The following is an 18,589-nucleotide window of genomic DNA, read 5'->3' as shown; positions in this document are numbered from 1 at the left end:
TTTAGCAGAAATATGTTGAAAACACTTGGTTTTTTATAAAAATTGAACTATAATAGAATAGATATATTGATTTTAGAAGGATAAATTATGAAAACATCGAAAAGTGAATTGGTTTATTTGATTCTTAGTATTATTGTCATTGCTTTTGCTGGTTTTATTTATGTAGTCTTTGGTAAAACTCATTCAGTTGCAAGTACTAATAACAGTAAAACTGTTCAGGTGGAAACAAGTACTGAAACCACAACAACTGAAGTAAATAAAGATGATGAACTAATTGCAATTGCTCAGTCAAGGATAACTAACTACCAACAAAATCCAACTGATGATACAAGAAATACTGCTCAAATAGCCATTGATATGATAAACGATGACACCAAAAAACAAGAATTACAGACTAGTATTGATGCCATCACTAATGAACTTAACAATCAGGCCAACGCTGAAACCGCTCTTGTTAATGCTGAAGGGTATCAAGTGCAATCTAATGTTGATATAGCACAAAATGCTATTAATGCCTTAACAGATCCTACCAAAAAAGCTGAATTGCAAGCGCGATTAGATATTGTAATCGCTAATATTAATGCCTATAATCAATCGTTAAATACACCTGCTGCAACAGAACAATAAAAAAGTTCTCTCTCTTTAGTTCATCAAAGAGAGAGAACTTTTTTATGCTAGTTCATAACCCAACAAAATACCGCCTTCTTCTGCATAAAAACTACACAAACCAGACGTTGGAATGGTATTAATATCTGCTTGAGGAAACTTATTTTTAATTTTTTCTTCCAATTGTTGACAGATTTTTAAATTGTTAGCGTGAGCAATCATGACACGGCCACCATTATAACCTGACTTCAGCATTTCTTCAAAGGCAGCAGTTATGGCTTTTTTTTGACCTCTAGATTTGTGTAGCAATTCTAGTTTGCCTTCCTCACTGGCTTTACCAACCATTCGAATATTCAACAAGCCAACCACTGTTCCGATTAATTTACTAAGACGACCATTTTTCACTAAATTATCTACTTTAGATAGGATAAACAATAGGCGAGTTTTTGAAAGATATGTCTCTAATTGGCTAATAACATCTTCAAATGACAAACCTTCTTTTATTAGTCTATTAGCTTCAAGCAAAAACAAATCCATTTCACCACCAGCAGATAAAGAATCAAAAACATGGATATTAGCATTAGGATTTTCTTCTAACAACATTTTTTTTGCCACTTGAGCACTATTGTTGCTACCTGAGAGAGTACCTGTCAATGTAATGACTATGATATTATCAGACCCCTCATAAGAATTTTTAAAGGCTTCTGGACTTGGACAAGCTGACCTTGCTGCTGAATTTTCAGAATACATGGTTGTCATCATCTCATTAATATCAAGGTCTTCTGAGTCAACAAAAACACGGTCTCCTATTGTTATACTTAATGGGACTAGTTCAAAACTAGTGCCTTCGGCAAGATCTGGTAAGCTTCTAAAATCACTTCCTGAGTCTGTTACAATTTTCCAAGTCATATCATTTCTCCAGTCATCATTGTATTTAGTTAGTTGACAAAATACCTATCTTCACATAAAATTATAACATGAAAGCGGTAATAATAGGACTGTTTTTTTATCAGATGTCACATTTTAAAAGGAGTTGTTATGGCAAAAAAAGAGGTTTCTCCCATTTCTATTAAAAATTTAGAAATAGCCAACCAAGAATCTAAAAAAATCACTAAAGAGTCAATTGAGATCGCTTTACTTACTCTTCTTGAAAACAAAACCATCAAACAAATTACTATTTCTGAGTTAGTAGCAAAAGCGGGCGTTTCTAGAAATGCTTTTTATCGACATTTCAACTCAAAAGAAGATATTTTAAAAAATCTCATTACACGAACTGTTCGAAAAATTTTTCGTGGTATAAAATCATTTAATCTAAAAACACAAACCTATCAAGCTTGGCTCTATCTATTTACTGAAGCAAAAAAAGAAGCTTACGTCTTAAAAATTGCTTTAAAACACCACCTACATTCTTTTTTAACAGATTTAGTTGCTAGACGTTTTCGAGCGTATCAAAAATATCGTCGTAAAAAAATCTCGACTTATTCAACTTCTTTTTTTAGCACAGCCATCATTTCCGTTCTAGCTAACTGGATTAACGATGGTATGATTACCCCTGTAGAAGAAATGGCTGCTATTGGCCTGCCTTTAATGCCATAATTTCTAAAACATTTTCAACCTATTTGACAATATTGTCAAATAGGTTTTTAAATTAAAAAAGTAAACACAGACATGTTTACTTCAAAATATACTTATTAATTGCTTTAGCTAAACCGTTATTATTATTTGAATCTGTTTGGTATTTAGCAGCCTTTTTAACCGCTTCACCAGCATTACCCATGGCGACACTGATTCCTGCCATTTCAAGCATTTCAATATCGTTATTGCCATCACCAATAGCCATCACTTCTTCTTTAGAAATATTTAATTCCTCAATCAGTTTCATTAAAGCTGAGGCTTTTGTAGCTCCTTTTGGTAAGGTTTCAAAAATATAATTTTGACTTCTAACGGTACTATAGCGAGACGATAACTCAGCTTCATATTTTTTTTGGAAATTATCTAATACAGCAGGTTCCGCCAAATACATCCCTTGAAAATTAATTTTATGACGCTCTAATAATTGCTCCAAAGTAATCGGTGTCGGCTTAACAAAGACGATATTTGCATCAAACGTTACGACCGGTAAAGGATTTTCAGCCAAAACAAAATAATAACCATCTTCATCAAAAATCGTTAATTGAATATCTGTTTCTTTTTCAACTAATTGGTAAAGAGAAGTCACGTCTTTATCTGTCAAATTAAAATAGTCAATCAATTGCCACCGACTTGTTTCATAGGTTGAAGACCCGTTATTAATGATAACAAATTCTTTTTCACTTAACTGTAATTTTTCAAAAATAGGACGAACCCCAGACATTGGTCTCCCTGTTGAAATAACAATTTTAACCCCTTTTTTGACAGCTGCATGAATCGCTTCAATGTTTTCTTTTGGTATCTCATGATCATCTGTTAATAACGTGCCATCCAAATCGATAGCGATTAGTTTAATCATCTTTCTTACTCCTTTGTATTATTCCAATTCACTTTTGGTAGATGCCAGTTTTTCTTGTACCCAACCATTCTTAAAATAATAATTAGTAGCACTAATGCATAGTAACCTGAATCATTATTAACAATCTTAAAATGAATCATAACGGCTGCTAAAATAGACCAACCAGCATAAATTTCACTTCTTAGTACACCAGGTTTTCTACCTGCTAAGACATCGCGAACAACCCCACCACCGGCCCCTGTTAAAACAGCCGCAACAATGACAGCGCTAAGTGGTTGTCCTAAATCTTTAGCAAATAAAGCCCCTTGAATACTAAAGGCTGCTAAGCCAACGGCATCGGTGAAAACACCAGCTCTCTTCCAGTGCATTGAAATAAGATTTGGGAAAAAAAGAATGAGAATAATGGCACCTAAGGCATAGTTAAAAGCAGTTCCCTGACTCCATAAGGCACTCATTGGTAGACCGATCATTAGATTTCTAATGGTCCCACCACCAAACGCTGTTAAAAAACCAAGGATAAAAACGCCTAGAATGTCAAAATCCTCTTCCATAGCAACGATGGCACCTGAAAAAGCAAATGCCACCGTTCCGATAATATTTAAGATATCCCAAATTGTATTTTCCATACCGTCACCTAACTCATTTGTCCTTACTAGTTTACCATGAATTGAGGAAAACAGGTACCTTTTGTTATACTTTTTTTGATTTATAAACTCTGATTATTTTTTAACTTCTTTACCAATTTCAAACTTTGTGCCTTTGAGTGCACGTTGTAAAGACCATTTTAAAGGACTTCCAGTAATGGTCACTTCCTTAGCATCTAGATTGACAGAAACATTTTCTACACTTTTTAAAGCTGATAATTTTTCTGTAACTGTATCAACACAGCCTTGACATTTTAATCCAGTCATTTCATACGTTTTTTCCATTATTCTAATCTCCTTTATTAATAATAATTATAGTTTTCTTCTTTTTAACCTTAAAGCATTTAAAACAACTGATACTGAACTAAAGCTCATTGCTAATCCTGCTAACATGGGATCTAACAAAAGACCATTTATACCATAAAGAATCCCCATAGCTATTGGAATCATTAAAACATTATAGATAAAAGCCCAAAAAAGATTTTCTTTAATTGTCTTAATTGTCAACCGACTAATACTTAATAAAGTGATTAAGTCAAGCATATCAGGACGTACTAAAATGATATCAGCAGATTCAATCGCAATATCAGTCCCAGAACCTAAGGCAATGCCAATATCTGCCGTAACAAGCGCTGGTGCATCATTAATACCATCACCAACCATTGCGACTTTTTTACCCTTTTCTTTTAAAGTCAACACAACTTCTTGTTTTTCATTTGGTAACACTTGACTAAAGATTGTTTTGATATTCAATTCTTTAGCAATAGCTTGTGCTGTTTGATGGTGATCACCAGTAAGCATCACAACCTCTTTTCCCATTTTCTGCAAACGCTCAATGGTTTCTTTGCTATCTTTTTTAATCTTATCAGCCACACCAACTAGTCCAATAAGTTGATTATCTTTACTAATAAAAATAGGGGTCTGACCAGATGATGTCATCGCTTCAAAATCTAATTTTGCTTGTTCTAGAGAAATACCTTCCATTGCCATTAAGCTGTCATTTCCAATTAAAAATTCTGAAGAGTCAATCTTCCCCTTAATACCAAATCCGGTTAGAGATTCAAAATGGTCAACTTCTAATAACGTCAGTTGTTCTTTTTCTGCTTTTTTAACAATTGCTTGAGCTAATGGGTGTTCTGACATAGCTTCAAAAGAAGCGAGATAGCGAAGCAACTCTTTTTCTTCTAATTCATAGGCAAAAAGACTAGTCACTTCTGGTTTTCCTTGGGTAATAGTGCCTGTCTTATCAAAAACAATAGTATCAGCTTGATGAGCTAGCTCTAAAGCATCTCCTCTTTTAAATAAAATGCCTTTTTCAGCAGCCATTCCTGTACCAACCATAATAGCTGTAGGGGTTGCAAGGCCCAGAGCACAAGGACAAGCAATTACTAGAACACTAACAGCGACAGTCATTGCAAATTGAAAACTTTCTCCAATAACAAAGAACCAAAAGAAACCACTGATAAGAGCAAGAGCAATGACTACTGGAACAAAAATGCCTGACACTTGATCGGCAATTTTAGCAATCGGCGCTTTGGTTTGTTGCGCATCTTCAACCAGTTTAATGATTTGAGAAAGAAAACTATCTTTTGATACTTTTTCAACCTGATAAATGAGTCTCCCTTTGCCATTCATAGTACCAGCATAAACCTTATGGCCTTGTGCTTTTTCAATCGGTAAACTCTCGCCAGTCAGCATTGACTCATCTATAGTGGAGTGACCCTTAACAATAACACCATCAAGAGGAATTCGCTCCCCTGGTTTAACAATGACTTGTTGACCGACAAAGACATCATCAACAGCCAGTTTTATTTCTTTACCATCTTGTAAAATAGTAGCTTCTTTAGCAGATAAAGCCAATAACTTTTTAATCGCTTGAGAGGTTTTACCCCGAGAGAGTAACTCAAGATATTTTCCTAGAGTAATCAAGGTTAAAATAACAGCAACAGATTCATAATAAAGATGACTATGACTATGGCCTTGATAAATAGCGATAGTGCTATATAGACTATATAAAAATGCTGCGGTTGTCGCTAAAGCAACCAAAGAATCCATGTTGGCTCTTAGAGCAAAAAGCGCTTTGTAACCATTAGCATAAAAATGATAGTTTAAAAAAATGACAGGAAGAGTTAAGAGTAATAAAACAACTGAGAAGACTAAAGTGTTTGTTTCAGGGGATAAAATGGCAGGAACTGGCATGCCTATCATACTTCCCATTGAGAGATAAAATAATGGGATTGTGAAAATAGTAGAGCCTATGAGTCTTTTTTTCATGGCTTGTAACTTGTTTTCTTCTCTATTTTCTAGAGAGTCACTCTTATCACCACTAAAAAGTTTAGCATCATACCCTGCTCTTTGAACAGCACTAATAATGTCATCTTTAGATAATTCTGTTTCATTATAATTAACAGTCATTTTTTCAGTGGTTAAATTGACAACAACATTATCTACAGATTCTATTTTTTTAATACTATTTTCAACATTAGCCACACACGATGCACAAGTCATCCCATCAATTAAAAAAACATCTTTTGCCATTAGCTTTCCTTTCTATGATGCATGCATAAACATTGCCCGGGAACACAATTGCAATAAACTTCTTCGACAGTATTTTGTTTTTTTTGAGCTAATTTTTTACTAAATGTTTGGAGATCATCATTTGTCATTAAGGTCTCATCAAGCAATTGCAATAATAAACCTGCATGTTTTTTTTGGCAAATACGAGCAAATGATTTTTTTAACTCACTATACTGTGCTTCTTCTTCAGAAATAAGAGGAGAATAAATATAGTGTTTGCCCTGACGGTAGCTTGTAACAAGTCCTTTTTCCACTAATCGTGCCAGAAGCGTTTTAATGGTGGACGTTGACCATTCTTTTTTGGGACTTAAGACAGCAATAATTTCCTTACTCGTTGTTTCCTTAAAAGTCCAAATAACACGCATGACTTCCCATTCAGCATCTGAAATAGATTTCATAGTTTACTCCTTGTTTGTCTACATCTGTAGATATTATAAGTGAATTGTTCGCTAATGTCAATAAAAAAAGAACTGTTTATAACAGTTCTTCTAATCTTTTTGATCAAGTTCTCTAAGCATCTGATCAATTTTATTACCATATTCAATGGATTCGTCTTTAATAAAAACTAAATCAGGAATTTTGTACATAGTGAGTTTATGACCCAACTCACGTTTAATGGTTCCTTTAGCCTTTGTTAATCCTTCTTGAGCTTTTTGATTATCAGACGCTAAACTAGATAAAATGGTGTAATATACTTTGGCAACAGATAAGTCCCCAAGCATTTTTACATCGGTAATGGTAACGCCATTAACACGTGGATCGCGAACCTTCTTTTGAAGAATGTCATTAATCTCACGTTTTACTTCCATTCCTACTCGATCAATACGAAATGATTTTCCCATTTATGACCTCGTTTCTATTCTATTAACGTTTAATCTCTTCCATCACATATGCTTCAATTAAGTCGTCTACTTTTAAGTCATTATATTTTTCAATCATAAGACCACCTTCACGACCATTTGTCACTTCTTTCACATCGTCTTTGAAGTGTTTCAAACTAGCTAATTGACCATCATAAACAACAACATTGTCACGGATAACACGAACACTAGAATCTCTAGTAATCTTACCACTTGTCACCATGAAGCCTCCAATGGTACCAACTTTAGAAACTGCAAAGGTTTCACGGATGACAGCTTCTCCAACAATTTTTTCTTTGTATTCTGGATCAAGCATCCCTTTCATGGCATCTTCAACTTCTTCAATGACTTTGTAGATAATACTGTGAAGACGAATATCCACTTCATCAGTTTCTGCTTGTTGACGCGCTTGTGGGGTTGGACGAACGTTAAAGCCAATGATTAAAGCATTACTTGCAGCTGCAAGCGTGATATCTGATTCATTGATGGCACCAACAGCAGCATGAACAACTGTTACTTTAACACCTTCTACATCAATTTTGACAAGAGATGCAGCAAGGGCCTCAACAGAACCTTGGACATCAGCTTTTATGATAACATTGACTGATTTCACTTGGCCTTCTTTAAGTGTATCAAAAAGATTTTCAAGACTGACACGGTGAGTATTTTGACGTTGTTTCATCAATGCACGTTTGGCACGTTCTTCACCAGCTGCACGCGCTGCTTTTTCATCTTCATAAACAGCAAAGTGATCACCAGCCATTGGTGTCTCATTGAGACCAGTAATGGAAACAGGTGTTGAAGGTGGAGCAATTTTCACACGACGACCTAGATCGTTTGTCATGGCACGCACACGTCCAAAAGTATTACCAACAACAATTGGGTCTTGCACGTGAAGTGTTCCTTGTTGCACAAGTAAAGTTGCAATCGCCCCTTTTCCTTTGTCAAGACGAGCTTCAATAACTGTACCAATGGCACGAACTTTAGGGTCAGCTTTTAATTCTTGAATTTCAGCAACAAGTAAAACTGTTTCTAAAAGTTCATCAAGATTTTTACCAAATTTTGCTGAGATTTCAACAAATTCAGAATCACCACCCCAAGCCGTTGACATTACTCCATGTTCGGCTAATTCACCAATAACACGTTCTGGATTAGCATCTGGTTTATCAATTTTATTGATAGCAACAATAATTGGAACCCCAGCAGCTTTTGAGTGATTAATAGCTTCAATCGTTTGTGGCATAACGCCATCATCAGCAGCAACAATTAAGATAGTGATGTCGGTAACAGAGGCACCACGTGCGCGCATACTAGTAAAAGCAGCATGTCCTGGTGTATCAAGGAAGGTAATTTTCTTGCCATTTTCTTCAATTTGATAGGCACCAATATGTTGAGTGATTCCTCCGGCCTCACCAGTTGCTACTCTCGAATGACGTAGAGTATCTAAGAGGGTTGTTTTACCATGGTCAACGTGACCCATAATCGTAACAACAGGTGCTCTTTCAACCATGTTTTCAGGGTTAAGATAGCCCTCTTCTGTGAAGAAACGCTCTATATCTGCATTGTCAACTTCAATTTTTTGATGGGCTTCAATACCATAGTCAACCATCAATAATTCAATGGTATCAGCATCAAGAGATTGATTTTGAGTTGCCATAACCCCCATCATAAAGAGTTTTTTAACAATTTCAGCAGGTTCACGTTTAATTCTCTTAGCAATGTCAACAATTGTCATTCCTGCAGTATATTCAAATTCTTTAGGTAATTCATGAAATTTACGCTCTGTTACTGGTTTTGGAGTAACATCTTTGTTATTTCTACCTTTTTTAGATTTCTTTTTCGTATTCCAGTTACTATTTCTTTGATTTCTCACTTGATTATGATTATTCCAATTTTTCTTATTTTTACCTTGTTTTGGTCCATCTTCAAGGTTAGCGGCTTCATGACGAAGTTTTTCTTGACGAGCTTGTTTTTTACGTCTAGTATCAACACTTTGTTTTGGAGGTGCAACAACATCTCCTACAATGCTTTTTGCCTCTATCACGGGTTCTACTTCTTGGACCTTTTTAGCTTCCGTTTTGACAGCGTTTAAACGTTTCTCTCTTGCTTCTTTTTCACGCTTTGTTTTCTCAATTTTTGATTGTTGTTCTTGTCTAAAACGACTTTCACTTTGACGAGAATATTCGGCATTTTGTTCAGCTTTTAAAGCAGCAGCACGTGCTTTAAAATCAATCTTAGGAGTTGGTGCTTTTTCAACTCTTGTGTCTTGTTTTTTCTGATAATTATCTTTTCGTCCAGGACGTTGATTATCAAAACGTCTATTATTAGATTTAGCTTTATTTTGCGTTCTTTCTTTCGGACGATTAGACACATTAACAGAGTCTGAGGAGGTAGCATTTTCTTTTGCTTTACGACGACGTTCAGCTTCAGCCTTAGCCTTTGCTTCACGTTCAGCTTTGAAGTTCCTGCTTTTAGGCTTTATTTGAGTTGCTTCTGGTTGCACAACTTCCTTTTTATCAGCATTTTGATCTTGACCAGTTGTTTCTTTAGCAACCGTTTTATCTGTTTCTTTAGCTTTTACTGGTTGTCCTTCATTTGCTTTTTGTTTTGTTTCTGAAGTCGCTGCTTCTTTTTTAGCTGATGGTTTATCAGATGATTTAGAAAAACTTGCTACCAAGGTTTTAACATCTGTTTCATCAAGGGTACTTGAGTGTGTTTTGACTGCAAAACCAAGTGATTTGGCTTGTTCAACAACTTCTTTGCTTGTTTTCCCTATCTCTTTTGCAATTTCATGTAATCTTTTCTTAGACAAATCTTGTCCTCCTATCCTTTATCTCATAAGAGTCCTCATTTTCTTTGAAAATCCAGCGTCACAAACAGCAATAACCTTCCTTGGTTTACCGATTGCAGCGCTTAATTCCAGTGTTGAAAACACTGTGGAGACTTCTACGTTGTAATAATGACTTTTATCATTTATTTTCTTCACCAAATTTGTAGCAGCGTCATTTGCAAGAAAAATAAGAGAGGCTTTTTGTGATTGAATAGCACCAATCACTAATTCTTCTCCTGAAATAAGTTTTCCCGCTCTTTGTGCCAAGCCTAACAAGTTGGATATTTGTTTGTTATTATTCAAGACCTAACTCTCTTCTTTTAACTTTGTGATCAACATAAGCGATTAGTTCATCATAAAAGCTTTCTGGGACTTCCATTGAAAAGCTATGGTTGAAAATCTTCTTTTTCTTTGCAACCAAGGCTTCTTGGTTATCTAGTTTAATATAGGCCCCTCTACCATTTTTTTTACCGGTTGGATCAATTGCTATCTCGCCCTCTTTCGTTTTAACAATTCTAAGCAAGTTTCTTTTATCGATAACTTCACCGGAAACAACTGATTTTCTTAAAGGTACTTTCTTAGTTTTTGGCATGAGACACCTCGTTTCTTTTACTCAGTCTCTTCAAGAGGAGTTTCTGGTAAATCCAACTCCTCATTGTTGATTAATCCTTCTGCTTCTAGTGCTTCAAATTCACTAGCAGATTTGATATCAATACGGTAGCCTGTTAAATGTGCAGCCAGACGAACGTTTTGACCACGACGTCCAATAGCAAGTGATAACTTGTCATCTGGAACGACAACTAAAGCACGTCTAGGATCAACTTCATCAAAAATAACTTGGTCAACTTCTGCCGGAGCAATAGCATTATAGATAAATTCTGCTGGATCATCAACCCATTGAATAACATCAATATTTTCTTCTACTGGCACAACTGCACCTGTTCGATTATCAAGACGCTTAGGATGGAATTTACTGATGACTTTTTGAATATTGGCTCCTTTTCGACCAACAATTGTTCCAATCGCATCAACATTAGGATTATGGCTTCTAACAGCAACCTTAGTTCTGTCACCCGCTTCACGCGCTACACTCATAATCTCAACTGTTCCATCAAACACTTCTGGAATTTCTTGTTCCATAATACGTTTAATGAATTCTGGGTGACTTCTACTTACAAAAACATTAACCCCTTTTGGATTGTTTTCAACTTTGTAGACAAAGACTTCAATACGATCATGTGATTTAAAGGTTTCCCCAGGAATTTGGTCTTGTTTTGATAGTTGTGCCTCAATACTACCCAAATTAACATAGATGAAACGATTGTCAAATCGCTCAACTGTCCCTGTCATGATTTCATTTTCATGTTGCTTAAATTCATTATAAGTCACTTCTCTAAACTGATAACGCATCTTTTCCATGATGGTTTGTTTAGCGTTTTGGGCAGCCACACGACCAAACTCTTTTGGTGATTCTTCAAAACGAATCTTATCACCTAATTCATAGGCTGAATTAATGGCTAAAGCATCTTTTAAGCTAATTTCTAAGCGGCTATCAAAGACTTCTTCAACAACCTCACGAACAGTAAAGACGTTAAAATCTCCTGTTTTTTCATTAAATTCAATGACAGCACTTTCTGATTGACCATAACGACGACGATAGGCTGCTTTTAAGGATTCCTTAACAGCGTCAATGATGTCTTCTTTGTTAATATGTTTTTCTTCTTCCAAAATTCGGAAAGCTTCTAGCATTTCTTTGCTCATATCTATTTTTTCTTTGCCAGGCAAAGAGAATTCCTTTCTTAAAGTTTTACGGCAAGGCGTGCTTTAGCAACTGCCTTGTAAGGGATAGTTATTGTTTTTTCGCGCGTCTTATCCATGTAGGTTAATGTTAGTGTTTCTCCATCAAAAGCTGTCAAAACACCCTCTATGACCTTCATTTTATCGATAGCTTGGTACAAACTAACATTAATATAGTGATCAATGGCTTTTGAAAGACTGTCCTTAGTTTTCAAAGGGCGTTCTAATCCAGGACTTGATACTTCAAGCATATACTGAGCTGGAAAAGGATCAGGCTTTATCTCATCAAGAAGTGGACTAATCATTTCTGATAAAAGAGAGGTATCCTCAACCGTAATCCCTCCAGGTTTATCAATTAAAATGCGAAGAACATAGTCTGTTCTCATCTTCTCATATTCAACATCAACTAATTCAAAAGGTTCTTTAATAGCAGGGCTGATAACGTCTGTTACCAATTCAACAATAGTTGCGATGTTATTTACCTCCTTACACAGATAAGAGGCGAAGTTCTACCCTCGCCCCTTCTTGTATTATTTAGTTCATTATAACACCAATCCTTAGAAATTGCAAGGATTAAAGCCTTTAACCAAGTTAATCCAATAAATGTCTCTAATCTCTTATCTATTTTTTGTAAAACAAAAGACAATTTCAAGAATAATGTTATTGGTGGGTGTTTGGTGGGTGAATAGCCCCAAAACCCTGTCATATCAACACTTTATAAGGAGAGAATGGGATTCGAACCCACGAGTGCCCATACAGACACTACTGGCTTTCCAAGCCAGCGCACTCAGCCACTATGCGACCTCTCCATAAGGTGGTTTTCCCACCAATTAATAACTAACTAAAATTGAGCCTCAACCCGGTAGATCACTTGACCTTTATTAGAAAATTTTTCTTCGTATTCGGTCATCACGTTTTGCTCATAATCACTGGCATGTAAATCTAACCAAACCTGTTTCAAAATCATTCCATACTGTGAAAAACTAGCTAAACTATACTCGAACAAACCTCGATTATCTGTTTTAAAATGAATTTCACCATGCTCTGGCAGAATCATCTCATACGTTTTTAAAAAAGATTTGTAAGTCAGGCGACGCTTTTCATGTCTAGTTTTAGGCCAAGGATCACTAAAATTAAGATAAAGGAGTGAAATCTCACCTTTATTAAAATAATTGGTCAACTCAGAGCCATCCACCCACAATAGTTTAATATTGGGTAACTGTGATGCCAACACCTTATCAAGTGCATAACTTAAAACAGACATTTGAATATCAATGCCGATATAGTTGATATCTGGATTCTTCTCAGCCATTCCTGTAATGAAACGGCCTTTACCACTACCAACCTCAACATGAATGGGATTATTATTGCCAAAAACCTTTGCCCACTGGCCTTTACTATCTTCAGGCTTTAAAACTACATAGTTGGGGTGGTTTTCTAAATGTTCTTGTGCCCCTTTTCTTCTTCTGACTCTCATGTGACCTTTCTAAAACAATGCTTGAAAATTACGAAGTTCGTAAATTTCTTGATTGACATGTTCCATATCTCTCATATTGAAAAACTTCAAAATTTGTGATAAGAAAGCATACTGCCCATACCATTTAATCTTGCTCAAGACTTTTTCATTATACTTATACCCATAATAAGTTAGCCATTCTTGCCAACGAACTCTAGGAACATAATGACTTAGCACATGAGCAACATCATACATGCGATCGGTTAAACGCACAGAATCCCAATCAACAAGGTAAATTAAACCACTTGTTGTGATGACCCAGTTGCTATGTCTGACATCCCCGTGGACAATCGTTGCTACTTCTGCACGAAATTCTGGCAAATGTTGTTTCAACTCTTCAACAACCGATTTTAAATAAGTGTTTTTCTGTAATTGAAGCGGTGCTTGCTTTTCCCAATCTATTAATAAATCATAGGGATTTTCAATTTGAAAATTCAATTGTAATAATTGATTAACCAAAGGTTTTGAACGGTGCATTCTTTGCAAAATTTGACAAACCTGTTTACTGGTCATGTCTTTTTTCGTCAGTAATCTACCATTTAACCATTCCTGAGCACTCATCATATCACCATTACTTAAACGTTTAGCCCAAAGTAATGGTGGTGTAATTTGTTCCTTAGCAAGTGCCGCCAAAATAGGGGTAGTATTTTTTTTAACAAAAATGCGATCGCCATTTGGATAAATCCCTAAAAAAGCTTGTCCGCTTTTTCCTAATAAAGGTTTTAACGTTAACTCTTTATCTATTGAAGTCACTTTTCCCCCTCCTTTAATGTCATTGTCTTTACTATTTTACTTGTTTTAAGACGCTTAGTCAATCATCTGTTTGACTTTGTAACGTAAATATAACTCACTAATCAACAAACTGCTACCAATTAGTAAAGAAGCTCCCAAAAGAGTAGATGAAAACGGTAGTTCGATCACTAGTATAATAAGGGAAAGCCTTCTTAAAAAGACAATCATGTTTTGAGCTTTCAAAGAACTCTCAACCGGATAAATCTTCGTGAGATAATGATAATCAAAATGATGAAAAAGTGTCAATAATTGAAATAATAGTAGATAATTAAATAATATCGCTAACCCAACACCAATAGTTGGATTAGAAACAAATAAAAGACTCATCAAACTCAAAACAACGAGTCGTACAGTTAAACCAAAATAATCGCCACTTCTTAAAAAAGCTCTCACCATTAAATGGAACCAAACCTTCTTGTGATGTTTTGATAGCTTGTTGAGCAAGACATCAAGATAAGCACGGCGTTTCACACTTGTGGTTAGTCCTTTAACCGTAGTAAATAAGGAATAAAACTTCAAAATACTTTGTTTACGTTTTAATTCATAAGTGATCAATTGGTCCCAATCTAGTTGTCCTTGTTTAAAAAACTGAGAGGCTTTTTTCTGAAAAATGACATATTTAATACCTAGTAAGCCAAGTCCTATTATCCCAAGGTGAAGGTATGTAAGCCCTAAAGCTAGAAAAATAGGCAACAAAAGAAAAAGAACTAGTAGTTGAATTACTCCCCAAAAAATAAATGCCCGAGTGGTTGCTTGATGAATGATAAGTCTTATTTCTTCTTCTTTTACAATTAAAAAGTGTTTGTCTGCGGGCTCCACATAACTTGCAATACTGCCTAGTCCAAGCGTTAAACTAAGAATAAGAGCAACTACTATCCAAATACCGATTGGATTGTCCGGAAAATGATCAAGCAAGTAGCGGTATTGTACCAGCATAAACCCCAATAAAACAAGAAGCACCAACACAAAATGATCATTTAAGACGTAACGAAGATATTTACTAGTTTTTTCTAAAAAGTCTTTTCGACGGTTGTTAAATAATTGTTCCATATTATCCCTCTTTAGTAAGAGCCATATAAATATCGTTTAGGTGTGCATTTGGCATGGCAAATTGTTCTTGTAAATCAATCAAACTGCCAAAGGCATGAACTTTCCCTTGATGCAAAATCACAAAACGATCACACATTTTCTCAGCCGCATCTAAGACATGGGTTGTCATTAAAATAGCTTTCCCTTTAGCCTTTTCTTCAGCCATTAGTTGCGTTAAATCTTCAATTGCTTGAGGGTCAAGACCTAAAAAGGGTTCATCGATAATAAAGAGGCTAGGGTCAACAATAAAGGCACAAATAATCATGACTTTTTGTTTCATCCCTTTAGAAAAATTGGTTGGAAACCAGTCTAATTTATCCTTTAGTCGAAACTGTTTTAATAATTTTTCTGCACGCTTAAAGGCAAGATCAAGCTCGATATCATAAGCCATGGCAACTGTTTCAATATGTTCTTTTAAGGTTAATTCCTCATACAAGCTTGGTGTCTCAGGAATGAATCCTATTTTTTGACGATAATTTTTTTGATCCTTGGCTAGGGTTAGGCCATCAATACTAATCGTGCCCTCATAAGGTCTTAAAAATCCAATTATCTCATTAATAGTTGTTGATTTCCCAGCCCCGTTTAAACCAATCAAGCCTACCATTTCACCATCATTCACTTCAAAACTGATTTGTTTTAATACTGGCAAGTTTAAATAACCACCAGTGACATTTTCAACCTTTAACATAAGTTTTTCCATTCTAATATTTTTGCTTTTATCCGATCAAGTATGACACTTTAATATAAAAGATTACTATCTTATTTATTATAACATAGAAAAAAACGATAAGTTGTAAATAATCACCCCCTATTGAAGAAATTCAATAGGGGGTGATTTTAAAGAAAATAGTCCCCATAGGAAAGAATTCTTTCCTATGGACCCTCTTTATAGATGGCATAATTGATCATCAACATAGATATTATTCTTTATCAACTATTTTGAATTCAATATCATCTTCATTTAAAACAACATCAATATTTCGTTCAGAGTCTAAATTAATAACTTGTTCTAAAGACTCTTCAGCATGCTCTATTACATTTTTTTTCTTTTCATCTAGTACATATTCAGAAGTTTTATAAACAGTCTCTTTAGTTTTTTCACTTAGGAATTCTTGAGCTTTTGTACCTGATGTAAAGGCATCTACAACTTTATCTACCACACCATTACTCTGTTTAGAAATTGTAATATCACCCTCTTGTTGAGAATCCACTTCAATAACCAATTTTTTATTGAAGGTTAATTCATTATTTTCAATGTTGATATTACTAGAAGTAACATTATTCAAGTCAATTTTAAATTCTGTTTTGACAGGAACATCAACAACCAAATTTCTACCGACAAATACTTTCGTAATTGGTTTAGTCCAATCTGGCCAATCTTTTAAATTATCATTTTCAAATTTTTGATTTCTAGTCGTTTTGACATCAGCATCAGCGACAACTAATTTTGTTTGTCTTGAAAAACGTTCAATAACAAATTCATATTCAGCGTTACTTGTTCCTTTGAACATATTCATTATAGAATTTCTAAATGCAAAGAATAATCCTCCTACTAATACGAGTACAATTGCAATAGTTAATAATTTATTGGCTATAAATTTACCTAAAAATTTCATTATTTCCTCTCCTCATTATATTGTGACAATAAAAACAATATAATTTATTATATTAAATTATATAATAAATGGCAATAGTTTAAATCATTTTTTAGTTTATAATAATGTTTATATTTGTTATAAATATCACTCTTTCTCTTCAGCATTTTGATATACTAAAAATAAAAAAGAAAGAAAGTGAGTATCTAATGGCCTCTACTATTACTTATCATCCTTTAAACCTATACACTCAATTTAAAAATGCAGCAGATAAAACACCTGATGTTCCTATCATTTTGGATAAATCTTTTGATAGTTTTCCTGAATTAACCGAAGAAAACACCTACAAGTCTGTTCATGAAGCAATTTTAAAACGTGCCTATCAACTAGGACAGTTAGGGTTCAAAAAAGAAGATTTCATCATTATTTATAAAAGTTCTGCTGTAGATACCTATTTTTTGGCTGTAGCAGCAACCTATCTTGGTGCAATTCCTGTCATGGTCTCTCATCATTTATCCGCAAAAGTCCTTGATGTTTTTGCTGAACGTCTTGAAAAGTCATGGTTATTATACGATGATGATACTAAAGAACGTGTTTTTGAAATGATCACAACAGCTCCTGTTCATAAGTTATCAACTAAAGAGTTAGTGTTAGCATCTAGCGATCCTATTCCAGCAAAACTTTTAGCTGAGGATGTCATTCAATACATCACACACACTTCTGGTACGACTGGTGTGCCAAAATTAATTTGTCACTCTGGACAATCGATGGGGTGGCGTGTCGCTTGGCAAGAAACCATTTTTGAAAAAATGGCTAAAAGAAATCTTTTGGCCTTTCACATTTCACCTGTTCATTCAAGATATAACATTGGTTTTAGCTCAGCCATGGAATTAGGTTTTCCTGTTATGCCGTTATCCCGCGCTAAAACAGATAGTATTAGTGTGATGTTAAAAAAATATCAACCGATGGCATTGGAAACACATCCCAACAATTTCATCCAATGGGCTAGACTTGCTAAAAAAGAGCCCGAACTCTTTAGTTCTATCCGTTACTATCATTCAACATTTGACGCGATTAATCTAGGGACTTTGGAGACCTTTTTAGAAGCTTCACACTCACAAAATCCTGTCTTCATGCAAGTCTATGGACAAAGTGAATGTGGTCCAATGATTTTAAGATACCATAGACTAGAAACCATTCACCACACAAATGGTCGTGATATGGGCATTGGGCTAGAGGGGTATACTTCTGCTCGTATTACTGACGAAAAAGGCAATGTCCTACCTCAAGGAGAAAATGGGCACATTCAGTTGAATTCTAAAGGTCGTGCTCTCACTTACTACAAAGAAGATGACCGCTTTAAAGAAAATGTTTATGGGGATTGGTGGGACAGTGGTGATTATGGCTGCTTAACCCCTGAAGGTACTTTATTATTAAAAGATCGTCAAGTTGACCTTATCAAAACAATTGACAGTAATCTAGCCATTGAAGATTTTCTATTAGACCAACTCTCTTTTTTAGATGAGGTCATTATTGTGCGAGATAAAGAAAACCGCCCTCAACCTATTTTAGCGCTTGCTGTTAACGAAGAGATGGATTGGGATGCTTGGTGGCAAGCAGTCAACGACCTTCCTTTGTTAAACAAACCCATTTTCATGGCTTTTGAAGATATCCCTCGTACTGCAACGATGAAAGTACAACGCTTAAAAATTGAACGTGAATTAAAACAGCAAGACCTTCAAGGTATTTATGACTAAAAATAAAGCAATGGGTTATAACCCATTGCTTATTTAAA

General features: G+C 35.1%; 20 protein-coding genes and 1 tRNA gene. 3 read left to right on the top strand and 18 right to left on the bottom strand.

Annotated elements, in window-relative coordinates; translation table 11 throughout:
- The first annotated feature begins 87 nt into the window (after nucleotides 1-87).
- Entirely contained in the window at nucleotides 88-627 is a 540-nt protein-coding gene (locus JHK62_RS00345) for a peptidase (protein WP_199574704.1), read from the top strand.
- Nucleotides 628-669: 42 nt separating this feature from the next.
- On the opposite strand, the gene JHK62_RS00340 is transcribed toward JHK62_RS00345, so the two are convergent.
- Nucleotides 670-1,515: a DegV family protein gene (locus tag JHK62_RS00340; protein WP_199574703.1), complete on the bottom strand. Its 846-nt coding sequence runs from the start codon at nucleotides 1,513-1,515 to the stop codon at nucleotides 670-672.
- A 129-nt stretch (nucleotides 1,516-1,644) separates the two neighbouring features.
- Here JHK62_RS00340 and JHK62_RS00335 point away from each other — a divergent pair, with 129 nt between their 5' ends.
- Nucleotides 1,645-2,202 carry a TetR/AcrR family transcriptional regulator gene (locus tag JHK62_RS00335; RefSeq protein WP_199574702.1) on the top strand — a complete coding sequence of 186 codons (558 nt, stop codon included), beginning with the start codon at nucleotides 1,645-1,647 and terminating at the stop codon, nucleotides 2,200-2,202.
- A 76-nt stretch (nucleotides 2,203-2,278) separates the two neighbouring features.
- On the opposite strand, the gene JHK62_RS00330 is transcribed toward JHK62_RS00335, so the two are convergent.
- The 17 genes from JHK62_RS00330 to JHK62_RS00250 form a co-directional block, all read right to left on the bottom strand.
- Nucleotides 2,279-3,094, bottom strand: a complete 816-nt coding sequence (locus JHK62_RS00330) for a Cof-type HAD-IIB family hydrolase (protein ID WP_199574701.1) — start codon at nucleotides 3,092-3,094, stop codon at nucleotides 2,279-2,281.
- A gap of 5 nt (nucleotides 3,095-3,099) precedes the next feature.
- Nucleotides 3,100-3,720, bottom strand: coding sequence for a trimeric intracellular cation channel family protein (locus tag JHK62_RS00325; RefSeq protein ID WP_199574700.1), 621 nt, complete (start codon nucleotides 3,718-3,720; stop codon nucleotides 3,100-3,102).
- A 93-nt stretch (nucleotides 3,721-3,813) separates the two neighbouring features.
- The gene (locus JHK62_RS00320) at nucleotides 3,814-4,023 is read right to left on the bottom strand and encodes a heavy-metal-associated domain-containing protein (RefSeq protein WP_199574699.1); all 210 of its coding nucleotides are present in this window, start codon (nucleotides 4,021-4,023) and stop codon (nucleotides 3,814-3,816) included.
- Nucleotides 4,024-4,050: 27 nt separating this feature from the next.
- Nucleotides 4,051-6,276, bottom strand: coding sequence for a heavy metal translocating P-type ATPase (locus tag JHK62_RS00315; RefSeq protein ID WP_199574698.1), 2,226 nt, complete (start codon nucleotides 6,274-6,276; stop codon nucleotides 4,051-4,053).
- Nucleotides 6,276-6,713 carry a CopY/TcrY family copper transport repressor gene (locus tag JHK62_RS00310; RefSeq protein ID WP_199574697.1) on the bottom strand — a complete coding sequence of 146 codons (438 nt, stop codon included), beginning with the start codon at nucleotides 6,711-6,713 and terminating at the stop codon, nucleotides 6,276-6,278. Before JHK62_RS00310 ends, JHK62_RS00315 begins: the two co-directional genes overlap by 1 nt.
- 90 nt (nucleotides 6,714-6,803) lie before the next feature.
- Complete coding sequence (gene rbfA, locus JHK62_RS00305; protein ID WP_199574696.1) at nucleotides 6,804-7,157, bottom strand: 30S ribosome-binding factor RbfA; 354 nt, start codon at nucleotides 7,155-7,157, stop codon at nucleotides 6,804-6,806.
- A 22-nt stretch (nucleotides 7,158-7,179) separates the two neighbouring features.
- Complete coding sequence (gene infB, locus JHK62_RS00300; RefSeq protein WP_199574695.1) at nucleotides 7,180-9,987, bottom strand: translation initiation factor IF-2; 2,808 nt, start codon at nucleotides 9,985-9,987, stop codon at nucleotides 7,180-7,182.
- Between the two features lie 18 nt (nucleotides 9,988-10,005).
- Nucleotides 10,006-10,308 carry a YlxQ-related RNA-binding protein gene (locus JHK62_RS00295; RefSeq protein ID WP_199574694.1) on the bottom strand — a complete coding sequence of 101 codons (303 nt, stop codon included), beginning with the start codon at nucleotides 10,306-10,308 and terminating at the stop codon, nucleotides 10,006-10,008.
- Nucleotides 10,301-10,597, bottom strand: coding sequence for an RNase P modulator RnpM (rnpM, locus tag JHK62_RS00290; RefSeq protein WP_199574693.1), 297 nt, complete (start codon nucleotides 10,595-10,597; stop codon nucleotides 10,301-10,303). The genes JHK62_RS00295 and rnpM overlap by 8 nt, the downstream gene beginning before the upstream one ends.
- 17 nt (nucleotides 10,598-10,614) lie before the next feature.
- Complete coding sequence (gene nusA, locus JHK62_RS00285; protein ID WP_199575222.1) at nucleotides 10,615-11,766, bottom strand: transcription termination factor NusA; 1,152 nt, start codon at nucleotides 11,764-11,766, stop codon at nucleotides 10,615-10,617.
- A gap of 38 nt (nucleotides 11,767-11,804) precedes the next feature.
- Nucleotides 11,805-12,296: a ribosome maturation factor RimP gene (gene rimP / locus JHK62_RS00280; RefSeq protein WP_199575221.1), complete on the bottom strand. Its 492-nt coding sequence runs from the start codon at nucleotides 12,294-12,296 to the stop codon at nucleotides 11,805-11,807.
- 226 nt (nucleotides 12,297-12,522) lie between these two features.
- Nucleotides 12,523-12,611: transfer RNA gene (locus tag JHK62_RS00275), tRNA-Ser, on the bottom strand.
- A gap of 32 nt (nucleotides 12,612-12,643) precedes the next feature.
- Nucleotides 12,644-13,279, bottom strand: coding sequence for a tRNA (guanosine(46)-N7)-methyltransferase TrmB (gene trmB / locus JHK62_RS00270; RefSeq protein WP_199574692.1), 636 nt, complete (start codon nucleotides 13,277-13,279; stop codon nucleotides 12,644-12,646).
- Nucleotides 13,280-13,288: 9 nt separating this feature from the next.
- The gene (gene ccrZ / locus JHK62_RS00265) at nucleotides 13,289-14,071 is read right to left on the bottom strand and encodes a cell cycle regulator CcrZ (protein ID WP_199574691.1); all 783 of its coding nucleotides are present in this window, start codon (nucleotides 14,069-14,071) and stop codon (nucleotides 13,289-13,291) included.
- A gap of 54 nt (nucleotides 14,072-14,125) precedes the next feature.
- Nucleotides 14,126-15,160, bottom strand: coding sequence for an ABC transporter permease (locus JHK62_RS00260; protein ID WP_199574690.1), 1,035 nt, complete (start codon nucleotides 15,158-15,160; stop codon nucleotides 14,126-14,128).
- A 1-nt stretch (nucleotide 15,161) separates the two neighbouring features.
- Nucleotides 15,162-15,887: an ABC transporter ATP-binding protein gene (locus tag JHK62_RS00255; RefSeq protein WP_199574689.1), complete on the bottom strand. Its 726-nt coding sequence runs from the start codon at nucleotides 15,885-15,887 to the stop codon at nucleotides 15,162-15,164.
- Between the two features lie 232 nt (nucleotides 15,888-16,119).
- The gene (locus tag JHK62_RS00250) at nucleotides 16,120-16,815 is read right to left on the bottom strand and encodes a hypothetical protein (RefSeq protein ID WP_199574688.1); all 696 of its coding nucleotides are present in this window, start codon (nucleotides 16,813-16,815) and stop codon (nucleotides 16,120-16,122) included.
- Nucleotides 16,816-17,003: 188 nt separating this feature from the next.
- Between JHK62_RS00250 and JHK62_RS00245 the strand changes: the two genes are divergently transcribed.
- The gene (locus JHK62_RS00245) at nucleotides 17,004-18,551 is read left to right on the top strand and encodes an AMP-binding protein (protein WP_199574687.1); all 1,548 of its coding nucleotides are present in this window, start codon (nucleotides 17,004-17,006) and stop codon (nucleotides 18,549-18,551) included.
- Nucleotides 18,552-18,589 lie beyond the last annotated feature (38 nt).

This window comes from Streptococcus pacificus, assembly GCF_016481305.1.
Lineage (GTDB): Bacteria > Bacillota > Bacilli > Lactobacillales > Streptococcaceae > Streptococcus > Streptococcus pacificus.
The sequence above is the reverse complement of the archived record's forward strand: the minus strand, read 5'-3'. Positions and strand labels throughout refer to the sequence as shown.

Coding starts and splice junctions, on each gene's coding strand:
- JHK62_RS00345 (WP_199574704.1), top strand. CDS start 88: ATGAAAACATCGAAAAGTGAATTGGTTTATTTGATTCTTAGTATTATT.
- JHK62_RS00340 (WP_199574703.1), bottom strand. CDS start 1,515: ATGACTTGGAAAATTGTAACAGACTCAGGAAGTGATTTTAGAAGCTTA.
- JHK62_RS00335 (WP_199574702.1), top strand. CDS start 1,645: ATGGCAAAAAAAGAGGTTTCTCCCATTTCTATTAAAAATTTAGAAATA.
- JHK62_RS00330 (WP_199574701.1), bottom strand. CDS start 3,094: ATGATTAAACTAATCGCTATCGATTTGGATGGCACGTTATTAACAGAT.
- JHK62_RS00325 (WP_199574700.1), bottom strand. CDS start 3,720: ATGGAAAATACAATTTGGGATATCTTAAATATTATCGGAACGGTGGCA.
- JHK62_RS00320 (WP_199574699.1), bottom strand. CDS start 4,023: ATGGAAAAAACGTATGAAATGACTGGATTAAAATGTCAAGGCTGTGTT.
- JHK62_RS00315 (WP_199574698.1), bottom strand. CDS start 6,276: ATGGCAAAAGATGTTTTTTTAATTGATGGGATGACTTGTGCATCGTGT.
- JHK62_RS00310 (WP_199574697.1), bottom strand. CDS start 6,713: ATGAAATCTATTTCAGATGCTGAATGGGAAGTCATGCGTGTTATTTGG.
- rbfA (WP_199574696.1), bottom strand. CDS start 7,157: ATGGGAAAATCATTTCGTATTGATCGAGTAGGAATGGAAGTAAAACGT.
- rnpM (WP_199574693.1), bottom strand. CDS start 10,597: ATGCCAAAAACTAAGAAAGTACCTTTAAGAAAATCAGTTGTTTCCGGT.
- nusA (WP_199575222.1), bottom strand. CDS start 11,766: ATGAGCAAAGAAATGCTAGAAGCTTTCCGAATTTTGGAAGAAGAAAAA.
- trmB (WP_199574692.1), bottom strand. CDS start 13,279: ATGAGAGTCAGAAGAAGAAAAGGGGCACAAGAACATTTAGAAAACCAC.
- JHK62_RS00260 (WP_199574690.1), bottom strand. CDS start 15,160: ATGGAACAATTATTTAACAACCGTCGAAAAGACTTTTTAGAAAAAACT.
- JHK62_RS00255 (WP_199574689.1), bottom strand. CDS start 15,887: ATGTTAAAGGTTGAAAATGTCACTGGTGGTTATTTAAACTTGCCAGTA.
- JHK62_RS00250 (WP_199574688.1), bottom strand. CDS start 16,815: ATGAAATTTTTAGGTAAATTTATAGCCAATAAATTATTAACTATTGCA.
- JHK62_RS00245 (WP_199574687.1), top strand. CDS start 17,004: ATGGCCTCTACTATTACTTATCATCCTTTAAACCTATACACTCAATTT.